Source organism: Paenibacillus sp. FSL M8-0334, from assembly GCF_038000405.1.
Classification (GTDB): Bacteria; Bacillota; Bacilli; order Paenibacillales; family Paenibacillaceae; genus Paenibacillus_AQ; species Paenibacillus_AQ campinasensis.
In genome coordinates, this window is sequence record NZ_JBBOCH010000001.1 from 2362520 (window position 1) to 2376779 (window position 14260).

The window sequence follows — 14260 nt, forward strand, 5'->3', positions numbered from 1 at the left end:
GTCAGTAATTCCTGCGGGAAGGGTAAGGGATGTCTTTCTTAAACTGAGGGAGAGACGATATGGACACTATCGTTTATCTGGATCATGCAGCGACCTCGTGGCCCAAGCCGCCTGAGGTGATGGAGGCAATGAGGCTTGCGATGGAGGAGGCGGCAGCCAATCCGGGGCGAGGTAGTCACCGAATGGCTGTGAAGGCTTCCAGGGTTCTATATGAGACACGAAAGTCGTTGGCCCAGTTGTTCGGTGTGAACAACCCGAATGACATTGCACTAACTACCAATACAACCGAAGCGTTGAATTTGGCGCTTAAAGGCTATTTACGGCAAGGAGATCATGTGATCGCGACGATGATCGAGCATAACTCGGTCCGGCGTCCGCTTGAATACTTGAGAAGGACGAGGGGAGTCGAGGTTGATTATATTCCGGTGGATGAAGAGGGTCGCCTGGACATGCACCGGATGAAGGAAGCTTTTCGCCGTAATACGAGAATGGTCGTGTGCAGTCACAGCTCCAATCTGCTTGGCTCCATCCTTCCAGTGGCTGAGATTGGGGAACTCGCCAAACGACATGGCGCTGTATTGCTTGTAGATGCAGCGCAAAGTGCAGGCATGCTGGATATCCGGGTGCAGGAGATGAATATCAGCCTGCTGGCCTTCCCGGGGCATAAAGGATTGCTTGGCCCGCAGGGGACAGGGGGGCTATACATCGCTCCGGATGTGGAACTTGAGCCTTTGCTGCATGGCGGCACCGGAAGTCAGTCGGAATCGATAGACCAGCCTTCAGTTCGGCCGGATCGTTATGAAGCGGGTACGCCGAATACGATAGGATATGCCGGATTACAGGCCGGGATAAAAAAAGTGCTGGAGTTGACGCCGTCTGCGATATATCATCATGAGTGGGAGCTTACGCAGTATGTGATGGAGGCGATGCTTCATCTTCGTGGCGTTCGTGTGCTCGGTCCCCGGTTAGGGGAGGCACGAACAGGCATCGTTGCTATGACATCGGACAGGTTAGGGGCGTCGGAACTTGCGTTCCGTCTGGACCGGGAGTATGGTATCGCCGTGCGTTCCGGTTACCACTGTACTCCGCTCGGACATATGGCCGCTGGTACAGAACAGACCGGAGCGGTAAGAGCAAGTGTGGGCTACTCAACGACGAAAGAGGATGTGGATCGCCTGATCATGGCGATGTCGGAAATTCATGGCTGAAGAGACAGGTCAAGATGAAGATGAAGAAGAGAAAGGAAGAAAGCATGGCAGAGTTGAATGAATTGATCATGGAGCAGCTGCATTGGTTTGTCGTCGTAATGGTCATGATCATCTTGATCTTATGGATTACAGTGATGGTTCAAGGCTTTAAGCTGAGGAAAATGAGACGTCGGTATGAGGCCATGATGGCCGGCAGCGGTGTGGAAGACCTGGAGTCGCTGCTTGTTAACTTGAAGATCCAGGTTGATCAGGCTGAAGAGAGTCAGAATCGGCATCAGACCATGCTGGAATCTATCACCAAAGAATTGAAAGGGATGAAATCGAAGGTTGGCATCATTCGCTATAATGCTTTTGGCGAGCGTGGCAACGATATGAGCTTCTCCCTGGCTATACTCAGTGAGCATGAGGATGGCGTTGTCTTAACCGGTTTGCATAACCGGGAGAGCTCTTATGTGTACGCAAAGCCTGTGGAAAAAGGGGAGTCCAAGTATCCGTTGTCTCCGGAGGAGAAAGAGGCTGTCAATCTTGCGCGGCAAGACGGATAGAGCGGCTCCACTCCTTAATCCCTGTAAAGACACAGTCGGAAATGATCTCCGACAGACGCATGACCAAACTTAACCGTGTGTTCTGCAGCACGAAGTATTCCATAAAGCCGCCTACGTTGACAATTCCCGTAACATGGATGTCGCCGACAGGCGGTAATTCTTTATGTACACCTGCTCCTGGCTTCAGCGGGCCGTCAGAGATCTGAATGGAGCCTACGCTGGAGGATTGTCCAAGACATGCGTCAATGCCGATGATAAACGGATTATCAAATCTGGTATAAATAGAGTTCAAGGTGTCCTCAAGATTCATGGCATGGACCGGTTCATCCAGTGTGCCGTAAAGATGGAACATGGAAGTTTGATAGCGGGCGAGAGAGGTTCCAACCAGGGGGCCAAGACAATCTCCTGTTGACCGGTCCGTCCCGATGCACACAATGACCAGAGGGCGATGCTGAACGCCGGCTGCGGATAAATGAAGCAGCAAACGATGAATAAGGGCTGAATGGATTTCCGGATCGGTATGTGGTAATTTTAAACTTGAAGTCTCCGCGCGAGACGTTATCTTGGATAACCGGTTCATAGAATCTTCCTTTCATCTGCTTTTGGTAGTATCAGTATATGGATGAAAGATTGTTTTTATACTTTGGGAATTAAAATGAAATGAAAAGTCGATTCTTCCTGATCATAAGACGGAAGGAGAGACATACATAAGTCATTCTCATTCCTGTATAATCAGGCTGATTGCTTCGGGTAGCGATGGCATGATTAGGGCATAGTGAAGAGGATGGAACCATGGAGGGATGACATAGTGGAAGGTGCGATGCTGATCGCTTTTGATTCCACTCAGCAGGCGCTGCGAGCAGAGATGCTGCTGGAGTATGCAGACATAGAGATTGACCTGTTTCCTACACCGAAAGAGATTACAGCAGGCTGCGCATTGTCGATTCAATTTCCGCCAGAGGCGTTAAATGATGTACAGGACATCATTGTTCATGAACAGGTGGAGATACGCGGCATTTTCAAACTGAATGAAGATCAGTTATATGTCGGTATCGACGAGTAGGAGGAGTAGACATGCGCCAGGGTATCGATTTATATATGTTGGCTAGCCTCGAGAGCGACCTTCGGGATGAGACCGACAAGTGGAAAACCATGGTGTGGAATTGGTTCACGAATGAGGCGATGTGGATGGACGTCCTGTTATCTGTCATCCGGGTGGTCCTCATCTTTCTGCTCACGCGCGTTGTAATTCGAATTGTGTGCAGGATGATAGACAACTTTATGGTGCGGCAGGAGAGAAGCCGGATACATGTCAATGCCAGACGTTTTGTCACTGTTGGGGAACTGCTCAAGAATGGAACGGCGATCGTCTGCAATTTTATAATGATTCTGATCATCCTGGCAGAGTTCAATTTCAAGCTGGGGCCGCTGCTGGCTGGAGCGGGTGTGCTTGGCCTGGCTATCGGGTTTGGTGCACAGAGCCTGGTGAAGGACGTGATCACCGGATTCTTCATTATATTCGAGGATCAATTTGCAGTCGGTGACGTGATCAAAATCGGGGAGTATCGAGGCACGGTAGAGATGATCGGACTGCGGACAACACGGGTGAAGGGGTTGAATGGAGAGACCTACATTATCCCCAATGGAATGATTACAAGTGTTACGAACTATTCCCTCTCCAATTCACTGGCTGTTGTGGATCTGCCGATGAAGAATGAGCAGCAGGTGAAAGACACCATCTCGATGATTCAGGAGGCGCTGCAAGGGCTTCAGGAGCGCTGCCCTGAACTGCATAAGGAACCGGACATCCTCGGCATTCAAGCGCTCGGTACCGCAGAGTATACGATCCGGATTGTGGCCGAATGCAGCCCGAATGCCCGGGATCTCGTCGAGCGCCAAATCTATATGGAGCTTAAACAGGCGTTGGAGGATCAACAGCGAGAAGAGTCTGCCTCTGATGCATAAGTTGGGCGTCACCGCGGCTGTATGTTATATAATAGAGATAGATAGAGATCATAGAAGTAGAATATAAAGGAGCTTGGAGCTATGGAGCGCAAGGTATTTCAATTGGGGGATATCGTTCAGATGAAAAAGCCGCATCCTTGCGGCAATAATGAAATGGAAATTATTAGGATGGGAATGGACATTCGTATCAAATGCACGAAATGCCAGCACAGTGTGCTGATCCCGCGCGCCAAATTTGAGAAGAATATGAAGAAGGTCATTCGCTCTGCCGCCAGCGCTGAGGGGGAAGGGGAGCAGTGAGAGCTACGCCTGACGCATAATAGGACTATGCATAAAGGAAAGTATAAATTTAAAATTAGCACAAAATCAGGATAAGTTTACACCACAATTCGAGACAAGCCTATTGACCTAATCAAGTCCTCATGGTATAATAAATCTTGCTGTGGAAAGGTACCCAAGAGGTCCAAGGGGGCTGACTCGAAATCAGCTAGGCGTCGCAAGGCGTGCGTGGGTTCGAATCCCACCCTTTCCGCCATTCCCGTTAACATATTCGCTGAAGCGATTTACGAACAACCTCATACATAGTTAGCGTGCTTTTGAATGATACTCAGCAGCTAACATCTTAGAGATTAGATACTCTTCACGATCAAGTGAAGGGTATTTTTTGATATTGTAGAGCAGGAAATATTGGGTTGGAGTGTCTTCCTCCGCGAAGGTCTCGACTTCTGTACCTGAGCAGGAGGGGGCAGGAATTCTTCTCTATGCTCATATTCGGTTGCTGCTGATCAAAAAAAGGAAGGACCCTTCTAGGTCCTTCCACTGGTTAGGCGGTGCTTGTGAATTGGAATTCTGGCATTCTACACGGAGTAGCAAACTACGGCAACTGCCTGGCTTTACCTAACGGAGAAGCTGCTGCTAGTTCCCTTGCGCTTGCATGAAGTGCAAAATCAGATATCCTATGCGTCGTTCAGCTGTTACGTTCAACGGAACCACACCTCTCTCATGCACCGCCTGATGTTATCATGTGCAATCGCTGGCTTTTTATGCGTGGTCATGGAACAGGTTTATTTTGGCTGAACCCGTCTCTTGTTGACCCATACCCGATCATCATTGGTGTTCTCGGGAAAGGTGTCTCCGCGTTTGAGCTTGATCTGCTGTGGATCCTCGATCCCCATCACGCGGTCACGTACGCCGGATTCGATGTATACGCCGTCATTGGGAGCTGTATCCCCGGCATGGAACTCGCTTTGTTCTCCCATATCCGTCACCATCCTTCTATATAGTTGTAGTGCATTAATTATCGTTCTCCAAAATCAATCGCTTCATGGCAGGGAAAGAGCGCCAGCACTTGCATCCGATCATCCGTTCTGCTATAGTATATTGGTGCGAGTTAGGCTCGCTCCTTGCTCTCAACATGGGATTGAGGGCCGAAGTCCATAAGGAGGTGAAAGATATGCGCAAATATGAAGTGATGTACATTATTCGTCCTGACATTGAACAAGAAGCTGTTCAAGCTGCAGTCGAAAAATTCCAAGGCATCATCTCCAACGGCGGAGAAATTACAAAGCATGATGTAATGGGTAAACGCCGTCTTGCGTATGAGATCAAGAAATTCCGTGATGGTGTTTATGTTCTGGTTAACTTCAGTGCAACTCCAGAAGTTGTAGCCGAACTTGAGCGCCTGATGAAAATTTCTGACGAAGTTATTCGTTATCTCATCACGAACGACGTTGCTTAATACGTGAAACGACCAGACTTTGTAATTGATTCGTTCTAGGGAGGGGATTGGATTGTTGAACCGCGTCATTTTAATTGGCCGACTGACTCGGGATCCCGAGCTGAGATATACTCCTTCAGGTGTTGCTGTCACACAATTCACACTGGCTGTAGATCGTCCGTTCACCGCACAAGGCGGAGAGCGTGAGGCGGATTTTATTCCAATCGTGACCTGGAGGCAGCTGGCGGAGACTTGCGCGAACTACTTGCGCAAAGGCCGTCTAACAGCTGTGGAAGGGCGCATTCAGGTGCGGAACTACGAGAACAACGAAGGTAAGCGTGTATACGTTACTGAAGTTATTGCGGACAATGTTCGTTTCTTGGAGTCCAACCGTGACAACAACGGAGGTGCTGCACCTCGTGAGGAATCACCATTCGGCGGCGGAAGCGGCGGTGGAAACCGCGGCAACAGCAGCGGTTATTCGCGCAACAATCAGGATCCTTTCTCCGACGAAGGAAAACCGATTGACATATCGGATGATGATTTGCCATTTTAATACGGAAAGGACTGACAAAGCATGGCTTTTAAACAAAGAGAAGGCGGAGACAACGACAAAAGACCGGCTCGCCGTGGCGGCCGCAACAAACGTCGTAAAGTATGTTTCTTCACTGTGAACAAAATTACTCACATTGACTATAAAGATACAGATCTGCTCAAGAAATTCATCAGCGAGCGCGGTAAAATCCTGCCTCGCCGTGTAACGGGCACAAGCGCGAAGTATCAACGCGCGCTGACGATTGCGATCAAACGCTCCCGTCAAATTGCATTGCTTCCATACACAACAGAATAATCTGTTGAGGGAATAAGCGGTCCAGCCGAACAAGGCGGGGCCGCTTTTTTATGTACTGTTTCGTTCCTTCCGGATAGATGTAAGACTGCGTGTACGATTGCAGATCGAGCAGCTGCGCTGGAGCGGAACGGTTCCAAGATGAAGGGGTTACGCTGTGTCCGCTGTCAGGACATTGTCTCCTGAGCGCGTACACTGAAAGAAGCAATATGTCATATTAATTGCAAGGTTGGAGTAACGCTTGAAAGTTTTAAAGCCCTGAAACAATGTCTTTTTATAATGGACAGTGTCTATTATAGAAAATACATATGCAATATAGGGAAATGGGGGTCATCTCCGTGCAAAGCCTGCTTAAACGGTTGAATCAAGCCATCCTTCGAAAAAATTCCTTCTATTATATATAGGTGAGTTTACAGCTCTCCTGAAAACTGAAATTTATTTATCTTAAATTACTTTCATTACATCGCCAACGGGTCTAAGAAATTAGGCAGGAAGCAAGGAGCGCTTCCGCCAGCAAGGACATGTCTTTTCAACATAAACATCGGTCCTATTACAAAGCGGTCTTCACTGAGAACGCGAAGCATACGTCCCCGTCGGGGAGCTTGCAGATGCGGACCAGTACACGGTGATGTCCACTCAGAGGAAACAAACGTACATGAGATGGTAGATGATAAATCTTGTATGGTCATGCATAATCCTCCTGCCCATTCCAAAGGCTAAAGGAAAAAGGAGGAATCCCCATGTGCAGACGTTACTCCTTGTCGGCAGGACTCGACGAGGTCAGTGAACATTTTGGAATAAGCCGGGTCAAGTATTATTATAAAAGCCGTTACAACATCAGTCCGACACAGACGGTTCCGATAGTGCTGCAGGAGCAGGAGGAGCGGACGCTCGACGAATACCGCTGGGGGCTGGTGCCGTATTGGGGAAAAGATGCGGTCAATGCGAATTTGCACACCGTGCATCAGAACCCGACCTACCGGAAAGCGATAGACACAAGACGCTGTATCATTCCGTGTAACGGATTGTATTATTGGCGGACAGTAGGCAAGAAAAGCTATGCGGTTCGCACGGTCATCGGTGCCCAGGAGCTTTTTGGCATTGCGGGACTGTATGAGACCTGGCGGGACGCGCAGGGAAAAGAGATGCGTACCTGTACGCTGCTGATGGCGGAGGCGAATGTGACCATTCGGGAATTTGATACGCGGATGCCGGCGATATTGACGAAGGATGATATTGATCACTGGCTTGACCCCGAGCGAAAGGGAATATACGCGATCGAGCCGTTGCTGCGCACTTATCATGGGCCTATGCGTGTATATCCGGTCACACCGCTCATTGCGGATGACAAGCATGACCATCAGCAGTGCATTGAGGAAATGGACTTGAAGCAAGCCTGGGTGAAACACGTCTAGTACGCGATCAAGCATGATCGAGCGACAGGGGTGGATCCGTGACATGTGAAGCTCCGAAACATGCAAACGGGTAAGACGGGTAAGAGAACGAGAACGATCCGGCCTAAGGGCCGGATTTTTATGTTGGATGGAATCTCGCAGCACATTGGGGTTATAATTTCTGCCACGGGTCACAACGGCCAATAATTCCGATTTTTCCGCTAGGTTAAAAGAACAGGTGGGCTTTTTACTAGGGTTGTCTAGGAATGAAGGGGCATCTTGCAATATTATATGTGTAATTATAAATAACATAAACATAACGTTAAAATCGCCATATATTAGAATTTGAGGTTTGCTATTGACGGATTAAGGGGTTTTGCGTAACATAAGTTTACATAAGTTGCATGCTGATTGCTGCAGTACAGTTAGAAAATGTTAAATGGAGGTTGATATTGTATACATTTTAAGTAAACTTAGGATTAACGATGGCAGCAAACCAATTCATTAACCTCTTTTGGACCGCGAAAAACATGTTTTTTTTTAAAATTGCAAAAAAGTAATTGACGTTACCTAATTTTACACGTATCATAACATTAATTTTATAGGCACCAGGTTGCTAGAGACTTTGGCACTAATTGACCAATGGTATATTTTCTGTAAGTCTTTCACTATTTTCTCAACAAGATTCGACAGCTATGAACCCATTCCCGAAATTATTCAAGGATGATTTCAATATTCGTCCTGATAATTTATAGCATTATCATTATTTAGAAGGAGGATTAGCATGAAAAAGAAAATGTCGTTACTGCTTGTGATCATGCTCATGACGGTTACGTTCCTGGCAGCATGCTCCGGCGGTGGTCAGACAGCAGAACAGCCAAGTCAAGGGGAGCAAACAGAACAAACTGAAGGCAACGGCGAAAACACAGAAACGCCGCCAGCCGAAGAAGGGGATCAGAGCCAAGGTTATTTCGAGGCTGAGAATCCTGAAGCTAACCCAGCATCAGCTCTTGCTCGTAAAGACACGCTGATCGTTGGTATGACAGCACCTAAAGGGGTATTCAACCCATTCTACAACCAAACGGTATATGACAGATATGTTGTCGACGTACTGTTTGATCCATGGGTAGTTGTTGAAGAGGACGGAACGTACACGAACCGTCTGGCAGAAAGCATTGATGTATCCGAAGACAAACTGACTTATACCTTTAAACTTAAAGAAGGCGTTACTTACACTGATGGAACGCCAGTTACAGTAAATGACTATGTGTTTGCACTGAAAGTGTATCATGACGCAAGCTATGATGGCCAAACTGATATTTTCCAAGCTAACATTGTTGGCGGGCAAGAGTATCATGATGGTACAGCTTCCGAAATTTCCGGTGTAAAAGTAATCGACGATTACACTGTTGAAGTAACAGTTTCCGAAGCAAATGCAATGACGAAAGACTATCTCAGCACAGTCTATTTCGCACCTGCACATTATTATGGTAAAGACTACAAGCAAGGCGACCTGGGCTACATGGCTGACCTCCATGACAAGCCGATTGGTAGCGGTCAGTACATTCTGAAGAATTTCAGACCGGGTCAAGAGGTTGTAATGGAAGCGAACCCTGACTACTTCCTGGGCGAGCCAAAAATCAAAAACCTGATCTACAAAACAACAACGGAAGAAACTCGCCTGGCGATGTTCCAGTCCGGCGAAATCGATATGGACCGCGTTACGGTTAATGAAGACAACATTGAAGAACTGAGAAACATGGGCTTCCTGGATATCAACATCTTCCCAACGAACGGTTATGGATATGTTGCTATGAACCATGAAAACCCTAAGTTCCAAGATGTGAAAGTTCGTCAAGCACTCCTGTACGGTCTGAACCGTGCGGAAATTGTTGAAATCATCTATGGTGACTATGCAAACGTACTGAACATTCCTCAGTCCAGCCTGTCTTGGGCATACACTGACGAAGGCATCGAGACTTATGAGTTTGATCCAGAAAAAGCGAAGCAGCTTCTTGATGAAGCAGGCTGGGTACCTGGCGCAGACGGTATTCGTGAGAAAGACGGCGTTCGTTTCGAGGTTAACTTCTCGGCAACGGCTGACAACCCGGTTATCGATGCACTGATTCCGGTTATGACTACAAACTACCAAGATCTCGGTATCAAAATTACAGCTGAGACCCTGGACTTCAACGCAATCATGGATAAGAAGGACAGAGGCGACTTCGAAATGTTCTTCGCAGCATGGGGCTTGACTCCGGATCCGAACAGCACAGTGTACACAACTGGTGGTCAGCAGAACGACCTGGGTTACTCCAACCCTGCGTATGACGAAGCGATGAGAGAAGGACTTTACGCATTCGATCTCGAAGATCGTAAAGCCGCTTATGCGAAAGCATACCAAGTGTTGAACCAAGACGTTCCAGATCTTCTGATCTATCAAAGACGTGACGCTTGGGCGATCAACAGCCGTGTAAACGGTATTGAAATTTCGCCTTACAAAGACTTCTGCGTTGATCTGTACAAAGCAGAGATCGAACAATAACAGCAGGAAACATATGCTCAGCTCGCAAGAGCTGGGCATATCCACTTATAAGCCGGGAGGAATATTATGAAGCAGTACATTATCCGGAGGCTGCTGCAGATCATTCCGACATTGATCGGAATCTCGATTCTTATTTTCACGATATCAGCAATGGTGCCTGGAGATTATATCACCGCAGTGGACAACCCGACGATGTCTGCCGAAAAAGCAGCACAGCTTCGGGAAATTTATGGTTTAGATAAGCCGCCGGTCGAACGTTATTTCACTTGGGCGGGCAATATGTTAAAGGGTAATCTCGGAGATTCCCTTCAGCACAAAAAACCAGTAACAACCGTTATGGGGAATTACGTATGGAATTCCTTTCTCGTTGCATTTGTTTCATTGATACTCAGCTGGATTATCGCGATCTTTGCCGGCGTATTCTCGGCCAAGTTCCAATATTCCTTGTTTGACAAGCTTATAACTCTCTTTGTTTTCCTATGTATGTCACTCCCATCCTTCTTTATAGGTCTTTTGCTCATCAAGTTTTTCGCGCTGGACTTGGGTTGGTTCCCGGTAGGGGGGATGACGACATCCGGAATGAACGGGAATACATGGGAACAGTTTGTTGATATCTTATGGCATATGGCGTTGCCGGTGACCGTGCTCACGATGCTTAGCACAGGCAGCCTGACGCGTTATTTCCGCACAAGCATGCTGGAGGTTATCCGTCAGGATTATATCCGTACAGCACGTGCCAAAGGATTGAAAGAACGCACCGTTGTATTCAAGCATGCGCTTCGCAATGCTCTGCTGCCGGCGATTACTTTGATGGGATTTGAATTGCCGGGACTGTTCGGCGGCGCAATCATTTTGGAGAAAATATTCATATGGCCAGGGGTTGGTCAGGTGTATCTGGAATCGATCAATATGCGGGATTATCCATTTTTGCTCGGTTTCACGATCTTTATCTCTCTCTTGACATTGATCGGTAACTTAGTATCCGATGTCTTGTACGGAGTCGCTGACCCTAGAATTCGCTTAAAGTAGGAGGAGATTCATTTGTCCGCAGAGACTGCACCACTAAATACGAATCTAACAGCTCCGAAAAGACGGCCGGATTCCCCGTGGAGAATGGCCATTCGCCGCTTTTCCAAAAACCGCCTTGCTGTCATCGGACTGTTCATACTCATTTTCATGTTTTTACTTTGTTTTATCGGCCCGCTATTCTCGCCATATTCCATGTTCGATTACAGCGTAGCTGATAAAAATTTACCCCCAAGCTCAAAGTACTGGCTGGGGACCGATAAGTTAGGGCGCGATATTTTACTGCGTATGATGCTGGCAGGCCAGATCTCGCTTACAGTCGGACTCGTAGCGACCGCGATTGCCGTTCTCATCGGAGCTACACTCGGCGCATTAGCCGGATTTTATCGTAGATGGGTAGATACTGTCATCATGCGTCTGGCTGATATTTTCATGGCGCTGCCAACACTTCCGATCCTGATTATTCTGGGTGCGGTATTGTCTGATTTGAAGGTTAATCCTGATGATCGAATATATTTCCTGATGTTGATTATCGGTGTATTGGGATGGAGTGGCATCTCCCGTCTCGTACGCGGTCAAATATTGACGCTCCGTGAGCAGGAATTTATGCAAGCTACCGAGGCGCTTGGTCTTAGAGACCGTCGGAAGATCTTCCGTCATCTGCTTCCTAACACAATTCCGATTGTGATTGTTTCTGCAACGCTGTTTGTTGCCGGTGCGATCATTTCGGAATCAGCACTGAGTTATCTTGGTATCGGTGTCGTTCCGCCAACGCCATCATGGGGCAATATGATTTCTGCCGCGAACAGTCTGATTGATTTCCGTAAGAGACCTTGGATGTGGATTCCACCTGGTACCTGTATTCTGATTACCGTTGTGGCGATTAATCTGATCGGTGACGGACTTCGGGATGCCCTTGACCCGAAAATGAAGAAGTAGGAGATGCGATATGGCCAAAGATTTAGTTGAATTTCGAAACTTAAAAACGCATTTTCAAACCTCAGCAGGCACCGTGAAAGCCGTCGACGATGTCAGCTTCAAAATTCGCGAAGGCGAAACCTTGTGCGTGGTTGGTGAGTCCGGCTGCGGTAAAAGCGTGACTGCGATGTCGCTGATGCGTTTGATTGACGTTCCTCCTGTTGGAGGAGAGATCCTGTTTGAAGGCAAAGATCTGTTGAAAATGAACAAGCGTGATATGAGTCTGATCCGTGGTAACGAGATCGCGATGATCTTCCAGGAGCCGATGACGTCGCTGAACCCTGTTCTGACGATTGGGGAGCAGATCGTGGAACCGATTATGCTTCACCAGCTCGTGAATCGGAAGGAAGCGAAGCAGCGTGCAATTGAGCTGATCAACCTCGTAGGCATTCCGCGTGCGGAGAAGATCTATGAGTCTTACCCCCATGAATTGAGTGGCGGTATGCGTCAGCGGATCATGATTGCGATTGCGCTAAGCTGTAATCCGAAGCTTCTGATCGCGGATGAGCCGACAACGGCGCTGGACGTTACGATTCAGGCTCAGATTCTCGATTTGATGCGCGATATCAAGGAGAAATTTAACACCGCCATCATGCTGATTACCCATGACCTTGGTGTCGTGGCTGAAATGGCTGATTATGTGGTGGTTATGTATGCAGGGAAGGTCATTGAGGAAGCTCCGGTGATCGAGTTGTTCCAGAGACCAAAGCATCCGTATACGAAGGGCTTGCTGAAAGCGAAGCCGGTTATTAACCAGAAGCAGGAACGATTGTACTCGATTCCGGGGCAGGTTCCAAACCCGGTTGATCTCGGGGACAACTGTCATTTCCATGACCGTTGCGAATTCTGTATGCAGATCTGTAAAGAGAAAATGCCTCCGCTTGGTACCGATCCGAACGGCCATAAGGTCGCCTGCTGGCTGTATGAAGAGGAGGGGAAAGTAGAATGAGTCAAGCACTGATTGAAGTTGATAATCTTAAAAAATACTTCCCTGTTACCGGCGGCATCCTGCAGCGTACCGTAGGCCATGTCCGGGCGGTAGACGGCGTTAGCTTCACGATCAACAAGGGTGAATCCTTTGGCCTTGTGGGTGAGTCAGGCTGCGGCAAGAGCACCATCGGGCGTACCATTCTGCGACTGCTGGAGAAGACGGAAGGCAAGGTTATCTTCCAAGGCCAAGATATTCATGAGTTGCCTAAGGAGAAACTGCGGACGCTGCGTCCGAAAATGCAAATCGTATTCCAGGACCCGTTCAGCTCCCTGAACCCAAGAATCAAGGTGGGTGAGGCGATTGGCGAGGCTCTTATTGACCATCGGTTAGTAAGCAGAAAAGATTTGAAGGCCCGGGTTATTGAGACGCTGGAAATCTGTGGACTTGCAGCGTATCACTATGACCGTTACCCGCATGAATTCTCAGGCGGTCAGCGTCAACGTATCGGGATTGCACGGGCGCTTATTATGAATCCGGATTTCATCGTAGCGGACGAACCGGTATCCGCCCTGGACGTATCGATTCAGGCTCAGATTATTAACCTGCTTAGCGATCTTCAGCGGGACCGGCAGCTGACCTATCTGTTCATCTCCCATGATCTCAGTGTGGTAGAGCATCTGTGCGACCGGATTGGCGTAATGTACCTCGGATCAATGGTGGAGATGGCGAGCAAGGAAGAGCTGTTCCGCAATCCGCTGCATCCGTACACGAAAGCGCTGCTGTCTGCGGTGCCTGTTCCGGATCCGACGCTGAAGAGAGAACGGATCGTCCTCACAGGGGACATTCCGAGCCCGGCGAACCCGCCTACAGGCTGCAAGTTCCATACTCGCTGCCCGCTGGCTTCCGACCTGTGCAAACAGCAGGTGCCGGAGTACCGGAATGTGGGCAACGATCATTTTGTTGCCTGCCACTACGCTTAATACAAATCATCGAAATCTCATATTTTCAGACTAGATGCCAGGCCTCCTCAAGTGATTCACTCGAGGAGGCCTGTTTGTCATGGCCAATGATACCGCGTTACATAAATTTCCACTTAACTTTTTT

The 14260-nt window shown here is 48.2% G+C and carries 16 protein-coding genes and 1 tRNA gene; 15 read left to right on the forward strand and 2 right to left on the reverse strand.

Going from position 1 to position 14260, the window contains the following annotated elements; all coding sequences use genetic code 11:
• Positions 1 to 59: 59 nt before the first annotated feature.
• Both MKX64_RS10315 and MKX64_RS10320 read left to right on the forward strand, forming a co-directional pair.
• A complete protein-coding gene (locus tag MKX64_RS10315; RefSeq protein WP_155618986.1) occupies positions 60 to 1208 on the forward strand; it encodes an aminotransferase class V-fold PLP-dependent enzyme in 1149 nt (382 codons plus the stop codon).
• Positions 1209 to 1252: 44 nt separating this feature from the next.
• Positions 1253 to 1753: a DUF4446 family protein gene (locus MKX64_RS10320; protein WP_095266740.1), complete on the forward strand. Its 501-nt coding sequence runs from the start codon at positions 1253 to 1255 to the stop codon at positions 1751 to 1753.
• On the opposite strand, the gene yyaC is transcribed toward MKX64_RS10320, so the two are convergent.
• Positions 1728 to 2333: a spore protease YyaC gene (gene yyaC / locus MKX64_RS10325; RefSeq protein WP_095266661.1), complete on the reverse strand. Its 606-nt coding sequence runs from the start codon at positions 2331 to 2333 to the stop codon at positions 1728 to 1730. The genes MKX64_RS10320 and yyaC overlap by 26 nt on opposite strands.
• Positions 2334 to 2573: 240 nt before the next feature.
• Here yyaC and MKX64_RS10330 point away from each other — a divergent pair, with 240 nt between their 5' ends.
• The 4 genes from MKX64_RS10330 (at position 2574) to MKX64_RS10345 (ending at position 4253) form a co-directional block, all read left to right on the forward strand.
• Positions 2574 to 2816, forward strand: coding sequence for a DUF3343 domain-containing protein (locus MKX64_RS10330; RefSeq protein ID WP_155618994.1), 243 nt, complete (start codon positions 2574 to 2576; stop codon positions 2814 to 2816).
• Positions 2817 to 2827: 11 nt separating this feature from the next.
• The gene (locus tag MKX64_RS10335; RefSeq protein WP_413773639.1) at positions 2828 to 3718 is read left to right on the forward strand and encodes a mechanosensitive ion channel family protein; all 891 of its coding nucleotides are present in this window, start codon (positions 2828 to 2830) and stop codon (positions 3716 to 3718) included.
• 81 nt (positions 3719 to 3799) lie between these two features.
• Complete coding sequence (locus MKX64_RS10340) at positions 3800 to 4018, forward strand: DUF951 domain-containing protein (protein ID WP_095266663.1); 219 nt, start codon at positions 3800 to 3802, stop codon at positions 4016 to 4018.
• Positions 4019 to 4162: 144 nt separating this feature from the next.
• Positions 4163 to 4253, forward strand: a tRNA-Ser gene (locus MKX64_RS10345).
• A 529-nt stretch (positions 4254 to 4782) separates the two neighbouring features.
• Here the strand turns inward: MKX64_RS10345 and MKX64_RS10350 are convergent.
• Complete coding sequence (locus MKX64_RS10350; protein WP_095266664.1) at positions 4783 to 4977, reverse strand: YjzC family protein; 195 nt, start codon at positions 4975 to 4977, stop codon at positions 4783 to 4785.
• A gap of 194 nt (positions 4978 to 5171) precedes the next feature.
• On the opposite strand from MKX64_RS10350, the gene rpsF reads away from it, so the two are divergent.
• The 9 genes from rpsF to MKX64_RS10395 all read left to right on the forward strand — a co-directional run bounded on the left by rpsF (position 5172) and on the right by MKX64_RS10395 (position 14136).
• On the forward strand, positions 5172 to 5456 hold the full coding sequence (gene rpsF, locus MKX64_RS10355) for a 30S ribosomal protein S6 (protein WP_095266665.1): 285 nt from the start codon (positions 5172 to 5174) through the stop codon (positions 5454 to 5456).
• A gap of 52 nt (positions 5457 to 5508) precedes the next feature.
• Positions 5509 to 5991: a single-stranded DNA-binding protein gene (gene ssb, locus MKX64_RS10360; RefSeq protein ID WP_095266666.1), complete on the forward strand. Its 483-nt coding sequence runs from the start codon at positions 5509 to 5511 to the stop codon at positions 5989 to 5991.
• A 21-nt stretch (positions 5992 to 6012) separates the two neighbouring features.
• Positions 6013 to 6285: a 30S ribosomal protein S18 gene (gene rpsR, locus MKX64_RS10365; protein WP_006207333.1), complete on the forward strand. Its 273-nt coding sequence runs from the start codon at positions 6013 to 6015 to the stop codon at positions 6283 to 6285.
• Between the two features lie 737 nt (positions 6286 to 7022).
• The gene (locus MKX64_RS10370) at positions 7023 to 7697 is read left to right on the forward strand and encodes an SOS response-associated peptidase (protein WP_341035725.1); all 675 of its coding nucleotides are present in this window, start codon (positions 7023 to 7025) and stop codon (positions 7695 to 7697) included.
• A gap of 763 nt (positions 7698 to 8460) precedes the next feature.
• Positions 8461 to 10221, forward strand: a complete 1761-nt coding sequence (locus MKX64_RS10375; RefSeq protein WP_341035726.1) for an ABC transporter substrate-binding protein — start codon at positions 8461 to 8463, stop codon at positions 10219 to 10221.
• 66 nt (positions 10222 to 10287) lie between these two features.
• Complete coding sequence (locus MKX64_RS10380) at positions 10288 to 11250, forward strand: ABC transporter permease (RefSeq protein ID WP_341035727.1); 963 nt, start codon at positions 10288 to 10290, stop codon at positions 11248 to 11250.
• Between the two features lie 12 nt (positions 11251 to 11262).
• Positions 11263 to 12186 carry an oligopeptide ABC transporter permease gene (opp4C, locus tag MKX64_RS10385; protein ID WP_341035728.1) on the forward strand — a complete coding sequence of 308 codons (924 nt, stop codon included), beginning with the start codon at positions 11263 to 11265 and terminating at the stop codon, positions 12184 to 12186.
• 10 nt (positions 12187 to 12196) lie between these two features.
• Positions 12197 to 13174, forward strand: a complete 978-nt coding sequence (locus tag MKX64_RS10390; protein ID WP_341035729.1) for an ABC transporter ATP-binding protein — start codon at positions 12197 to 12199, stop codon at positions 13172 to 13174.
• Entirely contained in the window at positions 13171 to 14136 is a 966-nt protein-coding gene (locus MKX64_RS10395; RefSeq protein WP_341035730.1) for an ABC transporter ATP-binding protein, read from the forward strand. Before MKX64_RS10390 ends, MKX64_RS10395 begins: the two co-directional genes overlap by 4 nt.
• The last annotated feature ends 124 nt before the right edge of the window (positions 14137 to 14260 follow it).

What these genes read in the sequence shown, in the direction of transcription:
- rpsR (WP_006207333.1), top strand. Translation starts at nt 6,013, where the DNA reads ATGGCTTTTAAACAAAGAGAAGGCGGAGACAACGACAAAAGACCGGCT.
- MKX64_RS10340 (WP_095266663.1), top strand. Translation starts at nt 3,800, where the DNA reads ATGGAGCGCAAGGTATTTCAATTGGGGGATATCGTTCAGATGAAAAAG.
- MKX64_RS10315 (WP_155618986.1), top strand. Translation starts at nt 60, where the DNA reads ATGGACACTATCGTTTATCTGGATCATGCAGCGACCTCGTGGCCCAAG.
- MKX64_RS10330 (WP_155618994.1), top strand. Translation starts at nt 2,574, where the DNA reads ATGCTGATCGCTTTTGATTCCACTCAGCAGGCGCTGCGAGCAGAGATG.
- MKX64_RS10335 (WP_413773639.1), top strand. Translation starts at nt 2,828, where the DNA reads ATGCGCCAGGGTATCGATTTATATATGTTGGCTAGCCTCGAGAGCGAC.
- rpsF (WP_095266665.1), top strand. Translation starts at nt 5,172, where the DNA reads ATGCGCAAATATGAAGTGATGTACATTATTCGTCCTGACATTGAACAA.
- MKX64_RS10390 (WP_341035729.1), top strand. Translation starts at nt 12,197, where the DNA reads ATGGCCAAAGATTTAGTTGAATTTCGAAACTTAAAAACGCATTTTCAA.
- MKX64_RS10395 (WP_341035730.1), top strand. Translation starts at nt 13,171, where the DNA reads ATGAGTCAAGCACTGATTGAAGTTGATAATCTTAAAAAATACTTCCCT.
- MKX64_RS10350 (WP_095266664.1), bottom strand. Translation starts at nt 4,977, where the DNA reads ATGGGAGAACAAAGCGAGTTCCATGCCGGGGATACAGCTCCCAATGAC.
- yyaC (WP_095266661.1), bottom strand. Translation starts at nt 2,333, where the DNA reads ATGAACCGGTTATCCAAGATAACGTCTCGCGCGGAGACTTCAAGTTTA.
- MKX64_RS10380 (WP_341035727.1), top strand. Translation starts at nt 10,288, where the DNA reads ATGAAGCAGTACATTATCCGGAGGCTGCTGCAGATCATTCCGACATTG.
- MKX64_RS10320 (WP_095266740.1), top strand. Translation starts at nt 1,253, where the DNA reads ATGGCAGAGTTGAATGAATTGATCATGGAGCAGCTGCATTGGTTTGTC.
- MKX64_RS10370 (WP_341035725.1), top strand. Translation starts at nt 7,023, where the DNA reads ATGTGCAGACGTTACTCCTTGTCGGCAGGACTCGACGAGGTCAGTGAA.
- MKX64_RS10375 (WP_341035726.1), top strand. Translation starts at nt 8,461, where the DNA reads ATGAAAAAGAAAATGTCGTTACTGCTTGTGATCATGCTCATGACGGTT.